Source organism: Micromonospora sp. CA-248212 (assembly GCF_050948405.1).
Classification (GTDB): domain Bacteria; phylum Actinomycetota; class Actinomycetes; order Mycobacteriales; family Micromonosporaceae; genus Micromonospora.
In genome coordinates, this window is sequence record NZ_CP192023.1 from 3,676,197 (window position 1) to 3,693,649 (window position 17,453).

A 17,453-nucleotide genomic window follows, 5' to 3' on the forward strand; every position below is an offset into this window, starting at 1 on the left:
CGCCGGCCGGCACCCCCGGGCCGGCCGACGACGGCAGACGGTCGACACCCCCGGGCCGACCGGCCGACTACCCGGTCGCCGCCGACGGGTGCCGGCGGACCGCGCGGGTAGGTGGAGCGGGCGGGTGGTTGCGCCCCCGCGCTCCGCCGCCCCCACGGGCGGAGCGCGGGGACCCCCCGTCCCGGCTACTGCAGGAACGCCCCGAGGGGCGAGAGCAGCAACCGTCCAAGCGCAGCGGCGTTGTCGTCCAGCCGCAGACGCTCGCACTCTCGGGCGTCCGGATCGTGCCGGCACCGCCAGATCTTCTGCGCGTTGCGCCACGCGACATCGCGGGTGTACTCGACCAGTTCCCCCTGGTACCAGTCGTCGATGTCGCCGTTGAGCATGTCAATGAGCAGCTGCCACCGCTCCAGGTAGCCCCGGCGCAGACCGGGGATCTTGTCGGCGAAGATGTTGTTGATCTCGAGGTAGTCGTGGTGCTGGTCGGTGCCGTCGACCGGCTCCGACTCGAGGTGGTCGAACGTCGTCACCAACGCGAACGGCAGGTCGAAGTTGATGTGCGCGTTCACACCGGCCGCCGCCGACGGCAACGGGCGGGCGTCAGGCCCCCGCATCCGCGAGAACAGACACGACCACGCCTTCGGCGTGCCCGGGCTGGAGTCGGTCCAGAGCCGCAGAGCGTCGAAGTAGCGGGCCGCGAACTCGACGTCCAGGCGGGAGAGGAAGACCGGGTCGACGAAACGGTCGTCGTACAGGCCGTCCAGCACACTGCTGGTGATCGTCAGGTACAACCTGTTGAAGTCGGCGAGCGGGCAGCTCGCCTCCAACGGAGGCAACCGCACCAGCAGGTCCTGGAGCTTCGTGAGATGGTCGACCACCGCCGGCACGTCCGCCGGGTGATCGGCGAGCAGGTCGACGATGTCCCGGTGCACGGGCCCCCAGACCGGTTCGGTCATCTCTCCTCCATGATGGTCGTTGCGCCTACGCGACGCCGTCGACGGGGCACAGCCTCTCAGCCGGCAACCGCCGCCGGGATCAGTAGAACGACGTATCCCCGGCGCACACGCGCGCCGGGGATACGTAGTGGGTTGGTCAACCGCGCGCGCTACGCAGGTGGATCGCGCTGGCCTGCACGCGGGTGCGGACCTGCAGTTTGTCGAAGATATGCGACACGTGCACGCCGATGGTCCGCTCGCTGATGAACAGCCGCTGCCCGATCTCCCGGTTGGTCAACCCCTCGGCGACGAGCGCGAGAACCTCCCGCTCCCGCGCGGTGAGAGTCGCCAACTCGTCGTCGGCCGGCTCGACCGAGCCGGCGCCGTCGGCGCTGTCCCGCTCCTGAAGGGACACCCGGGCCCGCCCGGCCAGCTCCCGGATCTCCGAGGTCAGTGGCACGGCGCCCAACGCCTGGGCCACCCCGTACGCCTCCCGGAGCAACTTGCCCGCGGTGGCCACCCGGCTCCGTCGGGCCAACAGGGCCTCAGCCTGGCGCAGCCGCGAGTACGCCGCCGGGTAGGGGTGGTTACGCCGGTCCCACTCGGCGACCGAGGTGGCCCACAGCTCCGGGTCGCTGCCGTCGAGGCGGCTCACCTCGGCGGCGCACAGCGCCAGGAAGCCGTCCACCACCGACCGCACCGGTCGGGCCGCGGCGGCGCTCTTGCGCGCCACCCGCTCGGCCACGTCCCGCAGCCGGCGTACCGCCGTCGGGTCCACGTCGACGGTACGGCTGGCGTGCGCCTCCGCCTCGGCGCGCAACCCGTGCCAGACCAGCGCGGACAGGATCGTCACGTCGTCCGAGCGACTCTCGGTGAGGCCGCGCTGCACCGCCTGGCGAGCCACATCGTGCCGGCCCTCCCACATCGACAGCCCGGCGCGCAGCGTGAGCAGCGGGATGACGTGTCGGGCGCCGCCCCCGGCCAGCACCGTCGCCACCGCGTCGAGGTCCCGGTCGGCGGCCGCGATGTCGCCGTAGCCCACCGACAGCCGGCACCGGGCCAGCAGCAGCTCGACGGCGTCCGCCCCGGACGGTCGGTGCCGCAGCGCGGCGGCCACCACCTTCTCCGCCTCGGCCCACTGCCCCACCCGGAACAGCCCGTTGGTGGCGATGGCCAACAGACGGGTCTCATAGGTACGCCCGAGGCCCAGCTCGGCCACCCGCTCGGCGCCCCGGCGGGCCACCACGACACCCTCTTCGAGGATGTTCAGCGGCCCGGTCAACAGCTCCGCCAGGTGCAGGTACGCGCAGGCCACGTCCTCCGGCTGGCCGGAGCGCTCGGCGGTCTCCAGGGCCTGACGCACGACGGCCAGCCCGGCCTCCGGGTCCTCCAGGTACGCGTCGCTGAAGCCGAGCGCCGAGCTGGCGAGCACCACCTCGGTGGTGGACCCCTCCACCTCGGCGGCCAACGCCAGCGCCTCCCGCGCGCGCCGGCCCGCGTCGGCGTACCGGCCCAGGTGCAGCAGCAGTTCGGCGAGCCGCGCGGCGGCGGTCGCCCGTTCCCGTGGCGAGCAGTCCGACGCGTCGAGGGCCCGCTCGTACTCCTTCTCGGCGAGGGCGGAGCGGCCCGCGGCGGCGAGGTATCGCGCCCGGCGGATGTGCAGCGCGCAGCTCGGCGCGCCACCCCGCACCGCGACCAACTCCTCCAGCAACGCCAAGGCGCGGGCGTGCTCACCGCAGTGGTGGGCCGCCTCGGCCGCGTTACCGAGCAGCTCGACCCGGTCCACCTCTGGCGAGCCGGAGTCGCCGGCCAACTGCAACGCGACCGTCCAGTGGCGGTGCGCCTCGGCGTAACCGTGCAGCCGCTCGGCCTCCTGCGCGGCGCCCACCGCGGCCGGCAACGCCCGGGCCGGCTCGCCGGCCAGCCGCCAGTGATGCGCCAACCGGGCCTGCCGCAGCTCGCCCGGCGCCGCGGTGAGCGCCTCGGCGTAGCGGCGGTGCAGCCCGGAGCGTTCGGCGGGCAGCAGCTCGTGCGCCAGCACCTCGGCGACGAGTCGGTGCCGCAGCCGGTAGCCGTCGTCGGCGCTGACCAGCAACCGGTGCGCGACCGCGGCCCGCGCGGCCTCGATCAACTCGCCGTCGGGCAGGTGCAGCACCTCGGCCAACAACCAGTGCTGCACGGGCTCGACGCCGGCCGCCACGGCATGCACCACGGCGTGCGCGTGCTGCGGCAACGCGTCGACCCGGTCGAGGAAGATCTCGCGCAGCGTCTCGGACAGCCCGTCCCGCCCGTCCCGCAGGTCGCGGGCCAGCTCCTCGATGACGAACGGGTTGCCGCCGCTGCGCTGCCAGACCTGCTCGGCCGCCTCGACGGCAAGCGGCCGGCCCACCACCGCGGCGGCGAGCTGTTCGGTGTCGGCGCGGTCCAGCGGAGACAGGTCGAGCACCCGTACCGTCCGTAGCCGGCGCAGCTCGGTCAGCACGCGGCGCAGCGGATGCGCGCCCTGCAACGATTCGGCGCGTACCGCCGCCAGCACCGAGAGTTGCAGGTCGCCCAGACCCGCCAACAGGTACAGCAGGAGCTGCCGGGTGCTGCGGTCGACCCACTGCAGGTCGTCGAGGATCAGCACCAGCGGTCGTCCCTCGGCGATCAGGTGCAGACCCCGGGAGACGCGTTCCAACAGGGTGCCCGCGCCGTCCGGGCCGCCGGTCTCGTCGGCGAACACCTGCAACAGCCCACGTACGGCCGAGGAGGTGCGCGCCTGCGCGGCGGTCAGGTCGGCGTCGAAACGCCGCAGCGCCTGGAGCAACGGGTGCAGTGGGGAGGCGTCGCCGATGTCCAGGCAACTGCCGGTCAACACCAACGCGCCCGCCGCACGCAGTCGGACGCCGACCTCGCCGAGGATCCGGGTCTTGCCCACACCGCTCTCGCCGGTAAGGAAGACGGCGGCCGTCTGTCCCTGTGCCACGTCACCGAGAAGCGCCGACCGAACCGTCTGTACCAGCTCGGCCCGGCCCACGAGCGGTGCGGTGTCCACATCGCTGGCCATGGCACGCAGCCTAATCACAGGCCCCCCGACCGTTCTACGGCCATCTGCCGCTTGTGGTACTCCTCGCGTCGACATTGCGACTAAAGGTTGCGGGCGGCCGACATACGTCGTTCTGCCGATCCCCTGTCGGCCCAGGGATGCCAATCTCCGAGGGTCGTCAGCCCATCACCCGGGAAGGTCGGGTGCGCCACCCATGATCACCATCGTCGCCGACACACAGCGGACCGACCGCCCACACTGGCCGGTGCCCGAGGAACGCCGGACGGTCAGCGTCCTCTTCGTCGACATCGTCGGCTCCACCGCGCTCGTCGACCAGCTCGACCCCGAGGACGTCCGCGCCCTGCAACGGGCCTACTTCGAACGGGTCGCCGGGGTGCTGCGCCGCTGGCAGGGCGTGGTGGAGAAGTACGTCGGCGACGCGGTGATGGCGCTGTTCGGGGCGCGGCACTCCGACGGCTTCGACGCGTACCGGGCGGTGCGGGCCGGGCTGGAGATCCAGGCCGCGCTGGACCGCCGTCCCATCCTCGGCGAGATCACCCTGCGGGTGCGCGTCGGGATCGCCACCGGCGAGGTGGTGGTCGACCTGGGCGACGCGGTCAGCGGTGGTCACGGCGTGGCCAGCGGCGCGGTGATCACCACCGCGGCCCGCCTACAGGGGTACGCGGCACCCGGCGGTGTCGCGTTGTGCGCGGTCACCGCGCGGGCCACCGCCGGCCTCATCGCCCAGCGTCAACTCGCGCCGATGCCGGTGGCCGGCCGGTTGGCGCCGATGCCCGTGTGGCACGCCAGCGGTCCCGCCCGTCCCGGCGCCGACCGGCACGACGGCCCGCTCATCGGGCGTCGCCGCGAACTGGCCGGCATCGGCGAGCAGGTGAGCGAGGCCCTGCGGACACGCGAACCGCGCTGGATCTCCCTCGTCGGCCCGAGCGGCAGCGGCCGTAGCCGGTTGCTGCACGAGCTGAGCCGGACGCTGCACACGGTGGACGGGCTGCCGGTGCGCTGGTGCGTGGTGGGCTGCCCGCCGTACCCCGATCAGGTGCTCGCGCCGGTCGCCGAGCTGGTCCGCGTCCTGGCCGGCACCCGCCCCGGCGACGGCCCGGCGGCGGTCCGCGAACGCCTGACCGACGCCCTGACGCCGCTGTACCCGCCCGACCGCGTCGCGGCGGCGGTGCCGGCGCTGCACCGGCTGCTGACCACCCCGGACGCCTCGGTCGAGGCGCTCGCCGCCGCGGCGATCTGCCGCGACGCCCTCCTGCGGCTGGCCGCCCATCGGCCGCTGGTCGTGGCCGTGGACGATGTGGACCGCGCCGCGCCGGCCGTGAGTCGCTTCCTGCACGACCTGTTCACCGCGGCCACGGTGCGGGGCGTTCCGCTGGCCGTGCTCACCGTGCACCAGCCGCAGTGGGCCGACACCCGGCCGGGTCCCGCCCGGCGGGTGCCGATCCGACCGTTGGCCGCCGTCCAGTCCGGCCGCCTCCTGCGGCACCTGCTGACCCGCGCCGGGCAGCCGGTGGCCCTGGCCGACCGGCTGCTGCCGCTGGTCGGCGGCCGGCCCGGGCACGCCGTCGCATACGTCACCTCGATCGCGGCGGGAGCGGACCCGACGACGCTGCCCGAACCGGTACGTCGCAGCACCGGCGCCGAGCTGGACCGGCTCGGCGGTGAGGGCCGGGCGGTGCTGATGGCCGCCGGCACCCTCACGGGCCTGCTCTCCGGCCCGGCCGTCGACCAGGCGCTGGGGTGGCGGCCGGGGAGGTCCGCTCCCCTGCTGCGCGCCCTCGTCTCCGCCGGACTGCTGCGCGACGACCGCGTCCGCGGGTACGCGTTCGTCGCGCCGGCGTTGCGTCAGGTCGCCGCCGAGCGTCTTCCCCACGCCCTGCGCGCCGTGCTCACCCGGCGGGCCGCCGAGAATCCGGCATCCGACACCGTCGGCGGCCTCGCGGCGCTGCCGCCCACCGGTCAGCAGCGGCGCGCAGCCAACGCGGCGGGACCGACGCCCGACCGCGCGCCGATTCTCCGACCGCTTCCCACCGCCCCGGAGGCCCCCACGCCCGCCGCGCCGACGCGGCCGGACGACCGTGCGCCGGTCCGCCGCCGACTACGCGCGGTCACCGGGGACGACGTTGCGCCGGTGGGAACGAGCGCCCCGACGCTCGGCCGCGCCCGGACGGCGCTTCGCCCCGGCCGCGCCCGGACCGGATTCCGATTACCGGTGACGCCTGCGCCGGGCGACCTGGCCGCCGCGGCCTGACCGCGGCGACCCGGGCGTGACCGTGCACGGGCGGATCGCCCGACGCCGTTGACTAGGATTGGCCCAGTCATGCTGCTACGGGTGCTCGGACCGCTCGAGGTCGAGGTCGACACCGGCGGACCGACCGACCTCGGCGGCCCCCGTCAACGCGCCGTGCTCGCGCTGCTGCTGGCGGCCCGCGGCGAGGTCGTCTCCGTCGGCCGGATGATCGAGTTGCTGTGGCGGGGGGACGCCCCACCACGGGCGATCGTCTCGCTGCAGGCGTACGTCTCGCACCTGCGCCGCGTGGTCGAGCCGACCCGCGAGCGCCGGGCGCCGGCGCGGGTCCTGGTCACCGTGCCACCCGGGTACGCCCTGCGGGTGCCGGCCGACGCCGTCGACGCCAGCCGATTCGAGTCGCTGCTGGCCGAGGCTCGCGCGGTCAGCTCGACCGACCCGGAGCGGGCCCGTCAGCTGCTCCGCGCCGGACTCGACCTGTGGCGCGGCCCGGCGTACGCCGAATTCGTCGGTGAGCCGTGGGCGCAGCCGGAGGTGCTGCGCCTGGAGGAGCTGCGACTGGTCGCCCGGGAGCTGCTGGTCGACGTGACCATGCGCGGCGGCGACCCCGCCGAGGCGGTGCCGGAGGCGGAGCTGCTGACCCGCCAGGCGCCACTGCGGGAGGAGGCGTGGCGGCTGCTGGCCCTGGCGTTGTGGCGTACCGGCCGGCAGGGCGACGCGCTCGCCGCGCTGCGGCGGGCCAGGGCGACCCTGGTGGACCAGCTCGGCCTGGACCCCGGCCCGGCGCTGGTCGAGGTCGAGGCCGCGATCCTGGGCCAACGTCTGGACCTGCTCCCGCCGGCCGCCGCGACGACGGCCGCCGGGGCCGAGCGGCCGGAGGAGACGTTCGTCGGCCGGGAGGCCGAGTTGGCGGCCCTCGGACAGGCAGCCGCCGAGGCGCGGGTAGGTGGCCCGCGTGTCGCGCTGGTCAGCGGGGAGGCGGGCGCCGGCAAGACGCGTCTGCTCAGCCGGTTCGTCGAGGACCTGAACGCCACCGGCTGGCTGGTCGCCCTCGGTCGCTGCCCCGAGGCCGAGGGCGCCCCGCCGGCCTGGGCGTGGGTCGAGGCGCTACGGCGCCTCGCGCTCCAGGCGCCGCCCGGTGCTCTCGCCCCGGCGCTCGCACCGCTGCTCGACGAGGGCGACGGGGAGGTCGGTGGGGACGTCACCGCCGGCCGGTTCCGGCTGCATCGCGCCGTGGCCGCCTGGTTGGACGCCGCGGCCGCCGGCCGACCGGTCGCCGTCGTACTCGACGACCTGCACGCCGCGGACGCCGAGACGCTGCTGTTGTTGACCAGCGTGGCCGAGACGACGGCGGGCGCGGTGCTGTTCGTCGCGGCGTTACGGCCCGCCGACAACGCCGAACGGCTCGCCGACACCATGGCCGTCCTGGCCCGCCGGTCGCCGCAGCGGATCGCGTTGGGCGGTCTGACGACGCCCGAGGTCGAACGGCTGCTCGGCGCGCTGGCCCGGACCAGCGTCGATCCGGACACCGTCGCCGCGCTGGCCGAACGCACCGGCGGCAACCCCTTCTACGTCCGCGAGTCGGCCCGGTTGCTCGCCGCCGAGGGCACCCTCGTCGCCACCTCCGACGTGCCCGAGGGCGTCCGCGACGTGCTGCGTCGACGACTCGCCCACCTGCCGTCGGCGGCGGTGTCGGTGCTGCGCCTCACCGCGACCGTGGGCCGGGAGGCGGACGTGCGGACCCTCGTCGACGCCTCCGGCGCCGACGAGGGCACCGTCCTGGGCGGGCTGGAAGCCGGACTGAGCGCCGGTCTGCTCACCGAGCCGGCGCCGGGACGGGTCCGCTTCGTCCACGGTCTGGTCTGCGACACCATCTACCGCGACCTGCCGCAGCTACGCCGTACCCGCCTGCACGCCCGGATCGCCGCCGTCACCCGCCGACTCGACCCGGACGACTATCCGGCCCTGGCGTACCACTACTCGCGCGCCGCGTCGACCGACACCGCGCCCCTCGCCGTCGAGTACGCCGTCCGCGCCGCCGAGCTGGCCGAGCGTCGGTACGCGTACGACGCCGCCATCGAACTGCTCGCAAACGCCGTCGACGCGGCCGCGTCGGTGCCCGGGGACCGGGACGCGCTCCGGGTCGACCTGCTGGGCCGGCTGCTGCGCGCCCAGGCCCGGGCCGGCGCGGTGGCCGCCGCCCAGCGGACGCGGACGCGGGCCGTCGACATCGCCATCGCGGCCGGCCGCGACGAGCTGCTCATCGCGGCCTTCACCGCGTGGACCGTGCCGAGCCCCTGGCTGCGCCACGAGTACGGCGCCGTGGACCACACCGCCGTCGAGCTGCTCACGCGGCTGTTGCGCGCCGACCACCTGGACCCGGTCACCCGGTGCCGGCTGCTCGACGCGCTCGCCACCGAGCTGGACGGGGAAGCGGACCCACGCGGCGTGGCGGCCGGGAGGGAGGCCGTGGCGGTCTCCCGGCGGCTGGATGACCCCGAGCTGCGCGCCCTCGCGCTGGCCGCCCGCGCCCGCACCCTGAACTACGAGTTGGAGGCCCCGCAGCGCCTGGAGCTGGCCCGGGAGCTGCGGGACCTCGCCGACGAGCACGGCCTGGTGACCTGGCGCTGGGTCGCCGAGCAGGTGGTCGGTCACTGCGCCGCCGCGCTCAACGACCCGGAGCAGCTCCGGGCCAGCGTCACGCGGCAGGGGCAGCTGGCCGAGACGTACCAGCTCAAGGAGGCGCAGGTTCTCCACCTGTGTTCCCTGGCCGTGCTCGCACACGTCGCCGGTGACTTCGTGACCGCGCGGAGGCACTACGACGAGGTCGCCGAGCAGATGCGGCGGCAGGGATCGCTGCACGCGGAGGCCTTCCACTACCTTGCCGTGGCGACCCTGCTGATGAGCCAGGGCCGTTTCGGCGAGCACGTGGAGGCGACCCGCAGGATGCGGCCGTCGTTGGGGCCGATCGTGGACGACCTGCTGGCGTTGGCGCTGATCGAGAGCGGCCGGGTGGACGAGGCACGGGCCATGCCGATCGGCCGGCACACCTACCGCCCCGACTACTTCCAGTCGTCCCTGCTGAGCGTACGGGCGATGGTCATCGTGGCCCTGGGTCGGCGGGACCTGGCGCAGCCGGTGATCGACGCGCTGCTCCCGTTCCGTGATCAACTGGCCGGGCTCTCCACCACGGCGGCCGTGGTACGACCGGTCGCGCTGACGCTCGGGGAGCTGTTCCGCCTGACAGGTCGTACCGAGGAGGCCGCGGAACACTTCCGGCTGGCGGCGGCGCTGGCGCGCCGGTGGGAGGCGCCGCACTGGCTGGCCCAGGCGACGGCGGCGCTGGCCGACTGACTCCCTCCTTCCAAGTGGGTTCCAAGTGGCGGCGCGAATGATCGTCGTGTTCGACCCACCGAGTCCGTGGAAAGGGAACCGTGAACCAGACCCACCAGGAAGCGATGGCCGACGTCCGCGACATGTACATGGTGCACATCATGTTCCGTCGCGAGCTCGGCCTGCTCCCACAACTCGTCCGCGGCGTACGGCCCGGCGACGCGAAGCGCGCGGACGTCGTCGGCGCCCACGCCGCGCTCCTGTGCCAGCAGTTGCACCTGCACCACGAGGGTGAGGACCTCTTCCTGTGGCCGCTGCTCGCCGAGCGCGGTGGCGCGGAGGCGGCCGCCGTCGTCCCCGCGATGCAGGCCCAGCACCACGGCATCGAGCAGGCCTACGAGGCGGTCGTCGCGCTGCTCCCCGCATGGCGTCGGACCGGACACGACGGCGCGGCCGTGGCCGACGCCCTGGAGCAGCTCCGGACCGTCGCCGCCGAGCACATGGCCCTCGAGGAGGCCGAGATCCTGCCGCTGGCGCAGCGGTACGTCACCGCGGCCGAATGGGCGAAGCTCGGTGAGCACGGGCTCAACGACACCCCGAAGAAGGACCTGCCGCTGATCTTCGGGATGGCGATGTACGAGGGCGACGCCGCGGTGATCAAGGCGGTGCTCGCGCACGCCCCGCTGCCGGCGCGGCTGCTCATGCCGATCGTCGGACCCCGGCTCTACCGCACGTACGCCAAGCGCGTCCACGGCACGGCCACGCCCCCGCGCATCGGCGCGACCGCAAGCTGAACACTTCGCTCGCGGCGGATCGACCGCGCCGACGAGGGGGCGGCGGGGTCGACGCACGCCAATCGGGGTCGGCGATCGGGGGCGCCGGCGACGGACGGGCGCCGGCGACGGACGGGCGCCGGCGACGGACGTCGCCGGGCCGGGGTGGCACCGCGGCGAAGACGCCGCTCCGGGAGGGGCGGCAGGCGAAGACGCCGCCGAGCTGGGGTGGCGAGGCGCAGGGCGACACCTGACCGCGCGGACGCGCGGTCAGGTGTCGGCGAGGAAGGCCAGCGCGCGGGGCCAGAGCGCCGTGGCGGCGTCCGGGGCGTACTCGGTCAGGGCCGGGTCGGTGAACAGGTGACCCACGCCGGGGTAGCGGAACACCGTCAGGTCGGCGCCGGCGGCGGTCATCGCCCGTTGCCACTCGTCGATTTCGTCCGGCGCGTCGTACGGGTCCGGGTCGGCGACGTGCAACTGCACCGGCAACCCGGGCCGCACGACGTCCGGCGCACCGCCGGTGCCGTGCAGCAGGAGGAGGGCGGCGGCGTCGGGGCGTTCGGCGAGCAGCGCCCCGGCCACCCCCGCGCCCATCGAGAAGCCGGCGAGGACCGTCTGCGGCGGCAGGTCGCGCAGCGCGGCGCGGGCCCGGTCGAGCACCAGCTCGTGGCCGATCTTGTCGAGCAGCGCGAAGCCGTCCTCGACGGTGTCGGCGGCGGGCACGCCGTACAGGTCGGGGGTCGTGACCTGGTGCCCGGCGGCGCGCAACCGGTCGGCGGCGGCGCGGACGGCGGGCCGCAGCCCGTACACGGAGTGGAACAGCACGACGTGGCGCATCCGGTCATCCTGCCGCCGCCGGGCCGCCGACCGGCGGGGACACGCGGGGGTGGGCTCAGACCAGCGCCGCCAGCCGGGCGATCAGGGCCGACGGCGGTGGCATCGCGGCGATCTCCTGGCTGACCTGCACGGCGACGGTCCGCAGGGTCTCGTCGGTGAGGAGCCGGGTCAGCGTGCGCGCGGTGATGTCGGCCGGGCGGGACGCGAGACCCGCGCCCCGGCGAGCCACCAGCTCCGCGTTGTGCCGCCGGTCCCCCGGACCGACGGTCGCCAGTTGCGGCAGGCCGGCGGCGAGGGCGCCGAGCGCGCTGCCCGCGCCCCCGTGATGAACCAGCGCCGCGCTCGCCGGCAACGCCTCGTCGAGCGGGATCCAGTCGACGACCCGGACGTTGGCCGGCAACGGACCGGCCGCCGTACGCCGGTCGGGGCGGACCAGCACGATCTCGGCGTCCACGTCGGGCGCGGCCGCGACCACGGCGGGCATCGGGCCCCGGTCGCCGGGGCCGGTCAGCGTGCTGCGGGTGACCAGGATCCGGGGCCGTTCGGCGGGCTCCCGCAGCCAGTCCGGCAGCTCACCGCCGCCCACGTAGGAGGTGTGGCGCAGCGGCCAGCCGTCCTGGGTCGCGACGCTGGGTGGCGCCACGGCGAGGGCGGCGGCCGGGGCGGGCAGCTCGGACAGGCCGTGCCGGCGCAGCGCGGCGCCGAGCCGGACGACGGTGGCGGCGACCAGCTCCCGGCCGTCGAAGAGGCTGTTCTCCTGGCGTACGGCGGGCACGCCCAGCCGTGCGGCGGCGACCGCCCCAGCGACCGCGAACGGCTCGTGCAGCACCAGGTCCGGTCGCCACTGCGTAGCCAGCGTGACGACCGGGTCGGTGAGCTGGTCGTTGAGCGCGCCGAAGAGCAGCCCCGCGCCCCGGGTGTCGGCGGTGCCGGCCATCTCGGCACGGGCGATCAGCGGATGGCGGAGGAAGACCCGCCGGGCGATCCGGCCGAAGTCGAAGCCCGGCGCGATGTCGTGCACGGCCAGTCCGGCGTCGGCGGCGGCCAGGGCGCCGCCGCCGGTGGCCAGCAGCACGTCGTGGCCGGCGTCGCGCAGCGCGACCGCCAGCGGCACCAGGGGGAAGGCGTGCCCGACCAGCGGAGCGGAGACCACCAGCACACGCATGGCGTCGATCCTAGGTCGACACCGGCCGACCCGTTGTCCCGCTGACCGGACGGGGTCAGCTGGCCCGTCGCTGGTCGACGATACGGCGCATCTTGCCCATCGACCGCTCCACCGCGTCCGGGGCGAGCACGTCCACAGTGACGCTCACCCCGATCGTGTTCTTCACCAGCTCCACCAGGGCGGCACCTGCCCGCTCGGCGGCGTCCACGGCCACGTCGGCGCGTCGCTCAACCCGTACGGTGAGGGTGTCCAGCCGGCCCTGCCGGTCCAGGACGCACTGAAAGTGCGGCGAGAGCTGGGGCGTCCGCAGGATCAGCTCCTCGATCTGGGTGGGGAAGACGTTCACCCCCCGCACGATCATCATGTCGTCCGTCCGGCCGGTGATCTTCTCGATCCGGCGCATGGGGCGCGCGGTGCCGGGCAACAGCCGGGTGAGGTCGCGGGTGCGGTAGCGCACGACCGGCATCGCCTGTTTGGTCAGCGAGGTGAGCACCAGTTCGCCCTGCTCGCCGTCGGGCAGCACCGCGCCGGTGACCGGGTCGATGATCTCCGGGTAGAAGTGGTCCTCCCAGAGGTGCAACCCGTCCTTGGTCTCGACGCACTCGGTGGCCACGCCGGGGCCCATCACCTCGGAGAGCCCGTAGATGTCCAGCGCGTGGATGTCCAGGCGCTGCTCCATCTCACGGCGCATGTCCTCGGTCCACGGCTCCGCGCCGAAGATGCCGACCCGCAGCGAGGTGCTGCGCGGGTCGACGCCCTGACGCCGCATCTCGTCGACGATGGCGAGCATGTAACTGGGCGTCACCATGATGATCTCGGGCTCGAAGTCGCGGATCAGCATGACCTGCCGTTCGGTCATGCCACCGGAGACCGGGATGACCGTGCACCCCAACTCCTCGGCGCCGTAGTGGGCGCCGAGGCCGCCGGTGAAGAGCCCGTAGCCGTACGCGACGTGCACCCGGTCGCCGGGTCGTCCGCCGGAGGCGCGGATGGACCGGGCCATCAGCCGGGCCCAGGTGCGCAGGTCGTCGCGGGTGTAGCCGACCACGGTGGGTCGGCCGGTGGTGCCGGAGGACGCGTGCAGTCGGGCCACCTGCTCCCGGGGTACGGCGAACATGCCGAACGGGTAGTTGTCGCGCAGCTCCGCCTTGCCGGTGAACGGGAAACGGGCCAGGTCGGCGAGGTCCCGGCAGTCGTCGGGGTGCGCTCCGACGGCGTCGAAGGCCCGGCGGTAGTGCGGCACGTTGTCGTACGCGTGCCGCAGCGACCAGCGCAGTCGCTCGCGTTGCAGGGCGCGCAGCTCGTCGACGTCGGCGCGCTCGATCGGCTCCAACTCCTGGAGCGCCGGGGTGCGGTCCTGCATCGCGTGCCTCCCTTGGTGCGGCGATCCCGGGTACCGTACGCCCGCCGTCGTCAGCCTGACCGGGCGGTCAGCGGACGGCCGGCAGCCGGTGCAGGGCGTCGACCAGTGGGGCCAGCTCGGGGGTGGCGTGCGCCTCGGCGAGCGCGTCGGTGAGTACCCGGTCGTGGGTGGGTCGGGCGCGGGCGAGCAGCTCGGACCCGGCCGGGGTCAGCTCGGTGTAGATGCCGCGCCGGTCGTCGGCGCAGAGGATGCGGGTCAACAGTCCGCGCTGCTCCAGCCGGGTGACGAGGCGGGTGGTGGCGCTTCCGGAGAGCGCGGCGGCGCGGGCGAGTTGGCTCATCCGCATGTGCCAGCCGTCCTGCCGCGAGAGCGCGTCGAGCACCGTGTACTCGACGACGGACAGCTCGTGGCCGGCCTGCAGCGCCCGTTCCAGGGACGCCTCGATGAGCCCGTGCAGGGCGGCGAGGGTGCGCCAGCCCTGGGCGCGGATCTCGACCGCGTCGTCGGCGATGCCCATCTCGGCCTCCTCGATGTGATCTGACCTGGAGCCCAGGCTACCACGCTTGCGCTTATATAGAGCGTGTGCAAGCATCTCGTTGTCAACGCGTGTAGTTGCACACGCTGCACATCCGACCCCTCCCCGATGGGATGACCATGTCCGCACGCCAACAGTCCCTGCCGCCCGGCCTGATCGCGCTGGCCATCGGCGCCTTCGGTATCGGCCTCACCGAATTCGTCATCATGGGATTGCTGCCCGAGGTGGCCGCCGACTTCGCGGTCACCGAGCCGGTCGCCGGCTGGCTGATCTCCGGCTACGCGCTCAGCGTGGCCGTCGGCGGAGTCGCCCTCACCGCGGCGGTCACCCGACTGCCCCGTAAGCCCGTACTGCTCGGCCTGATGGTGCTCTTCATCGTCGGCAATCTCCTCTCCGCCGTCGCGGGGAACTATCCGGTGATGATGGCCGGTCGCGTCGTCGCCGCGCTCTGCCACGGCGCGTTCTTCGGCATCGGCGCCGTGGTGGCCGCCGGCCTGGTCGCGCCGGCCCGTCGCGCCGGCGCCATCGCCATGATGTTCGCCGGACTGACCATCGCGAACGTGCTCGGCGTACCCTTCGGCACCTTCCTCGGGCAGCACTTCGGCTGGCGCTCCACGTTCTGGGCGATCACCGCCATCGGCGTGGTCGCCCTGATCGGGTTGGCCGTGCTCATCCCGGCCCGCGACACCGCCGACACCGACCGCCCCGCCGGCGGCCTGCGCGGCGAGCTGGGAGCCTTCACCCACACCCAGGTCTGGCTGTCGCTGGTGATCACCGTCCTCGGCTTCGGCGGGATGTTCGGCGCGTTCACCTACATCGCCTACACCCTCACCGAGGTCAGCGGCTTCGCCAGCGGCACGGTGCCGTGGCTGCTCGTCCTCTTCGGGGTGGGCCTCTTCGCCGGCAACCTGCTCGGTGGCCGGGCGGCCGACCGGTCGCTGTCACGCACGCTGGTCACCGTCCTGGCGGCGCTCACCGTGGTCCTCGTCGGCTTCGCGCTGACCGCGACGAGCCCGACCCTGACCATCGTCGCGCTGGTGCTGATGGGTGGGTTCGGCTTCGCCACCGTCCCGCCGCTGCAGATGCGGATCATGCACTACGCCCGCCAGGCACCGACCCTGGCGTCCGGCGCGAACATCGCCGCGTTCAACCTCGGCAACGCGCTGGGCGCCTGGATCGGCGGGGTGACCATCGCCGCCGGGTTCGGCTACACCTCGCCGATCTGGGCCGGCGCCGCGCTCACCCTGGCCGGGCTGCTGGTCCTCGTCGGGGCGCTGCGGCTGGCTCGGCGGAGCGAGCCGGCACCGACGGCCGACACGGAGGTGGCGGAGACGGCGGCCTGACCGCCGGGACGACGACGCCGGGTCGGGCGGTTGCCTGACCCGGCGTCACCTCGATCATCGCCCTGCCATCTTCTCGCAGTTGCAAAAGATGTGCAACAAGGTCTGGACAACACTCCGGTGCTGTAACTAGCCTTTTTCTTATGAGTCCTTACATCACCGATCCCTGGGCATGGCAGGAGAGCTGGGACCGCCAGCAGGAGGCGTACCTGCCGGACCGGGAACACCGCTTCACCGCCATGCTCGACACCGTCGACGCGGTCGTCGACGGTCGACCGCCGCGCGTGCTCGACCTGGCGGGTGGCACCGGGACCATCTCGCTGCGCACGCTGGCCCGCTTCCCCGACGCCGAGGTGACCCTGGTCGACCTCGATCCGGCGCTGCTCGCCATCGCCCGCGCCTCGCTCGGCGGACGCGCCACGATCGTCACCGCCGACCTCGGCGCCCCCGACTGGCACGCCGCGCTCCCCCATCGCGACTACGACGCCGTCCTCACCGCCACCGCCCTGCACTGGCTGCCGGCCGACCGGCTCGGGCAGCTCTACGCCGAACTGCGCGACGTGCTGCGCCCGGGCGGCGTCCTCGTCAACGCCGACCACATGCCCGACGACGCGCTGCCGGCGCTGACCAAGCGGCTCCTGGATCGGGCACGTGACCGGCGCGAAGCCCGCTACGCCGCCGGCTCGACGCTGTCCTGGTCGGACTGGTGGGCCCGCGCCGGCGCCGACCCGGCGCTCGCCCCGCTGGTCGCCCAGCGGCAGACGATCTATCCGAGTGGGCACAGCCCCGAGTGGACCCCGCCGGTCTCCTGGCACCTGACCGCCCTCACGGCGGCCGGCTTCGACCAGGTCGGCACCCTCTGGCGAGGCGGCGCGGACGCCGCCGTCGCGGCCGTACGCTGAGGCTGACACGCGCGGCCGCCGGCGTCCGTGAGCCGTACGCGGACACCGCCGGCGGCGGCAGTACGCTGAGAACCCGTGGCAGAGCCGCTGGACCCGCGCACCGACCCAGACGTCGACCTCCGGGTGCCCGCCGACCGGGGTGAGCTGACCGCGCACCCCGCGGCGATCGTCGCCGCCATCGCGGCGGGCGGCGTGCTCGGCGCGCTGGGCCGGGCCGGGCTGCAACACCTCGCTCCGCACGCGTCGACCGGCTTCCCGTGGGCGACGTTCGCCGTCAACACGTCCGGCTGTCTGCTGATCGGCGTGCTGATGGCGGTGCTCGGGCACCTCGGCGGCGGGCACCCCCTCGCGCGCCCGTTCCTCGGGGTCGGGATTCTCGGCGGCTTCACCACGTTCTCCACCTACGCGGTCGACATCCAGCAGGCGCTGGTCGCGGGCGCCGCGGGCACCGCGCTGACCAACCTGGCCGCGACGCTGCTCGGGGCGCTCGTCGCGGTCGCGCTGGGTGACGCCGTCACCGCCCGACTGCTGAGCGGCGCGGCGGCCCGATGACCGTCCTGCTGATCGCCCTGGGCGCGGCCGTCGGCGCTCCCCTGCGCTACCTCGCCGACCGGGCCGTGCAGTCCCGGCACACCTCGGCGTTCCCCTGGGGCACGTTGACCGTCAACGTGGTGGGCTCGCTGCTGCTCGGCGCTCTCGTCGGCGTACCGGCGGGTCCGGCGGTCAGCGCTCTCGTCGGCACCGGATTCTGTGGGGCGCTGACCACCTACTCGACGTTCAGCTACGAGACGCTGCGGCTGGCCAGGGGCGGTCGCCGGCTGTTCGCGCTGGCCAACGTGGCGGGCAGCGTCGCCGCCGGGCTCACCGCGGCCAGCGCCGGCTACGCCCTGACCCACGCCCTGACGGCCTGACCCGCAAGGAAGGGCCCGTTACTAACGCTATGCGTTAGTAACGGGCCCTTCCTTGCAAACAC

At 74.3% G+C, this 17,453-nt stretch carries 13 protein-coding genes; 7 read left to right on the forward strand and 6 right to left on the reverse strand.

Features of this window, described 5'->3' with window-relative positions; translation table 11 throughout:
• Positions 1 to 185: 185 nt before the first annotated feature.
• Complete coding sequence (locus tag ACQP03_RS17700; protein WP_355051163.1) at positions 186 to 956, reverse strand: DUF5995 family protein; 771 nt, start codon at positions 954 to 956, stop codon at positions 186 to 188.
• Positions 957 to 1,092: 136 nt separating this feature from the next.
• On the reverse strand, positions 1,093 to 3,984 hold the full coding sequence (locus ACQP03_RS17705; protein WP_357118401.1) for a helix-turn-helix transcriptional regulator: 2,892 nt from the start codon (positions 3,982 to 3,984) through the stop codon (positions 1,093 to 1,095).
• A 193-nt stretch (positions 3,985 to 4,177) separates the two neighbouring features.
• Between ACQP03_RS17705 and ACQP03_RS17710 the strand changes: the two genes are divergently transcribed.
• The 3 genes from ACQP03_RS17710 to ACQP03_RS17720 all read left to right on the forward strand — a co-directional run bounded on the left by ACQP03_RS17710 (position 4,178) and on the right by ACQP03_RS17720 (position 10,359).
• On the forward strand, positions 4,178 to 6,235 hold the full coding sequence (locus ACQP03_RS17710) for an AAA family ATPase (protein ID WP_357118398.1): 2,058 nt from the start codon (positions 4,178 to 4,180) through the stop codon (positions 6,233 to 6,235).
• Positions 6,236 to 6,316: 81 nt separating this feature from the next.
• Entirely contained in the window at positions 6,317 to 9,586 is a 3,270-nt protein-coding gene (locus tag ACQP03_RS17715; RefSeq protein WP_363660380.1) for a BTAD domain-containing putative transcriptional regulator, read from the forward strand.
• A gap of 80 nt (positions 9,587 to 9,666) precedes the next feature.
• Positions 9,667 to 10,359 (forward strand): hemerythrin domain-containing protein, encoded by a 693-nt coding sequence (locus tag ACQP03_RS17720; protein ID WP_357118392.1) that lies wholly within the window; start codon positions 9,667 to 9,669, stop codon positions 10,357 to 10,359.
• A gap of 249 nt (positions 10,360 to 10,608) precedes the next feature.
• Here ACQP03_RS17720 and ACQP03_RS17725 read toward each other — a convergent pair whose 3' ends face one another.
• The 4 genes from ACQP03_RS17725 to ACQP03_RS17740 form a co-directional block, all read right to left on the reverse strand.
• The gene (locus ACQP03_RS17725) at positions 10,609 to 11,175 is read right to left on the reverse strand and encodes a dienelactone hydrolase family protein (RefSeq protein ID WP_357118389.1); all 567 of its coding nucleotides are present in this window, start codon (positions 11,173 to 11,175) and stop codon (positions 10,609 to 10,611) included.
• Positions 11,176 to 11,230: 55 nt separating this feature from the next.
• Positions 11,231 to 12,340, reverse strand: a complete 1,110-nt coding sequence (locus ACQP03_RS17730) for a nucleotide disphospho-sugar-binding domain-containing protein (RefSeq protein ID WP_357169966.1) — start codon at positions 12,338 to 12,340, stop codon at positions 11,231 to 11,233.
• A gap of 55 nt (positions 12,341 to 12,395) precedes the next feature.
• A complete protein-coding gene (paaK, locus tag ACQP03_RS17735) occupies positions 12,396 to 13,703 on the reverse strand; it encodes a phenylacetate--CoA ligase PaaK (protein ID WP_357118383.1) in 1,308 nt (435 codons plus the stop codon).
• A gap of 67 nt (positions 13,704 to 13,770) precedes the next feature.
• Positions 13,771 to 14,220, reverse strand: coding sequence for a MarR family winged helix-turn-helix transcriptional regulator (locus ACQP03_RS17740; protein WP_357118380.1), 450 nt, complete (start codon positions 14,218 to 14,220; stop codon positions 13,771 to 13,773).
• Between the two features lie 137 nt (positions 14,221 to 14,357).
• Here ACQP03_RS17740 and ACQP03_RS17745 point away from each other — a divergent pair, with 137 nt between their 5' ends.
• From ACQP03_RS17745 to crcB, 4 genes are all read left to right on the forward strand, one after another.
• Positions 14,358 to 15,581 carry an MFS transporter gene (locus ACQP03_RS17745; RefSeq protein WP_357169963.1) on the forward strand — a complete coding sequence of 408 codons (1,224 nt, stop codon included), beginning with the start codon at positions 14,358 to 14,360 and terminating at the stop codon, positions 15,579 to 15,581.
• A 140-nt stretch (positions 15,582 to 15,721) separates the two neighbouring features.
• Complete coding sequence (locus tag ACQP03_RS17750) at positions 15,722 to 16,480, forward strand: class I SAM-dependent methyltransferase (protein WP_357118373.1); 759 nt, start codon at positions 15,722 to 15,724, stop codon at positions 16,478 to 16,480.
• A 75-nt stretch (positions 16,481 to 16,555) separates the two neighbouring features.
• Entirely contained in the window at positions 16,556 to 17,032 is a 477-nt protein-coding gene (locus ACQP03_RS17755; protein ID WP_357169959.1) for a fluoride efflux transporter FluC, read from the forward strand.
• Complete coding sequence (gene crcB / locus ACQP03_RS17760; protein ID WP_357169956.1) at positions 17,029 to 17,391, forward strand: fluoride efflux transporter CrcB; 363 nt, start codon at positions 17,029 to 17,031, stop codon at positions 17,389 to 17,391. Before ACQP03_RS17755 ends, crcB begins: the two co-directional genes overlap by 4 nt.
• Positions 17,392 to 17,453: the final 62 nt, after the last annotated feature.

What these genes read in the sequence shown, in the direction of transcription:
- crcB (WP_357169956.1), top strand. Translation starts at nt 17,029, where the DNA reads ATGACCGTCCTGCTGATCGCCCTGGGCGCGGCCGTCGGCGCTCCCCTG.
- ACQP03_RS17730 (WP_357169966.1), bottom strand. Translation starts at nt 12,340, where the DNA reads ATGCGTGTGCTGGTGGTCTCCGCTCCGCTGGTCGGGCACGCCTTCCCC.
- ACQP03_RS17705 (WP_357118401.1), bottom strand. Translation starts at nt 3,984, where the DNA reads ATGGCCAGCGATGTGGACACCGCACCGCTCGTGGGCCGGGCCGAGCTG.
- ACQP03_RS17700 (WP_355051163.1), bottom strand. Translation starts at nt 956, where the DNA reads ATGACCGAACCGGTCTGGGGGCCCGTGCACCGGGACATCGTCGACCTG.
- ACQP03_RS17710 (WP_357118398.1), top strand. Translation starts at nt 4,178, where the DNA reads ATGATCACCATCGTCGCCGACACACAGCGGACCGACCGCCCACACTGG.
- paaK (WP_357118383.1), bottom strand. Translation starts at nt 13,703, where the DNA reads ATGCAGGACCGCACCCCGGCGCTCCAGGAGTTGGAGCCGATCGAGCGC.
- ACQP03_RS17740 (WP_357118380.1), bottom strand. Translation starts at nt 14,220, where the DNA reads ATGGGCATCGCCGACGACGCGGTCGAGATCCGCGCCCAGGGCTGGCGC.
- ACQP03_RS17725 (WP_357118389.1), bottom strand. Translation starts at nt 11,175, where the DNA reads ATGCGCCACGTCGTGCTGTTCCACTCCGTGTACGGGCTGCGGCCCGCC.
- ACQP03_RS17745 (WP_357169963.1), top strand. Translation starts at nt 14,358, where the DNA reads ATGTCCGCACGCCAACAGTCCCTGCCGCCCGGCCTGATCGCGCTGGCC.
- ACQP03_RS17750 (WP_357118373.1), top strand. Translation starts at nt 15,722, where the DNA reads ATGAGTCCTTACATCACCGATCCCTGGGCATGGCAGGAGAGCTGGGAC.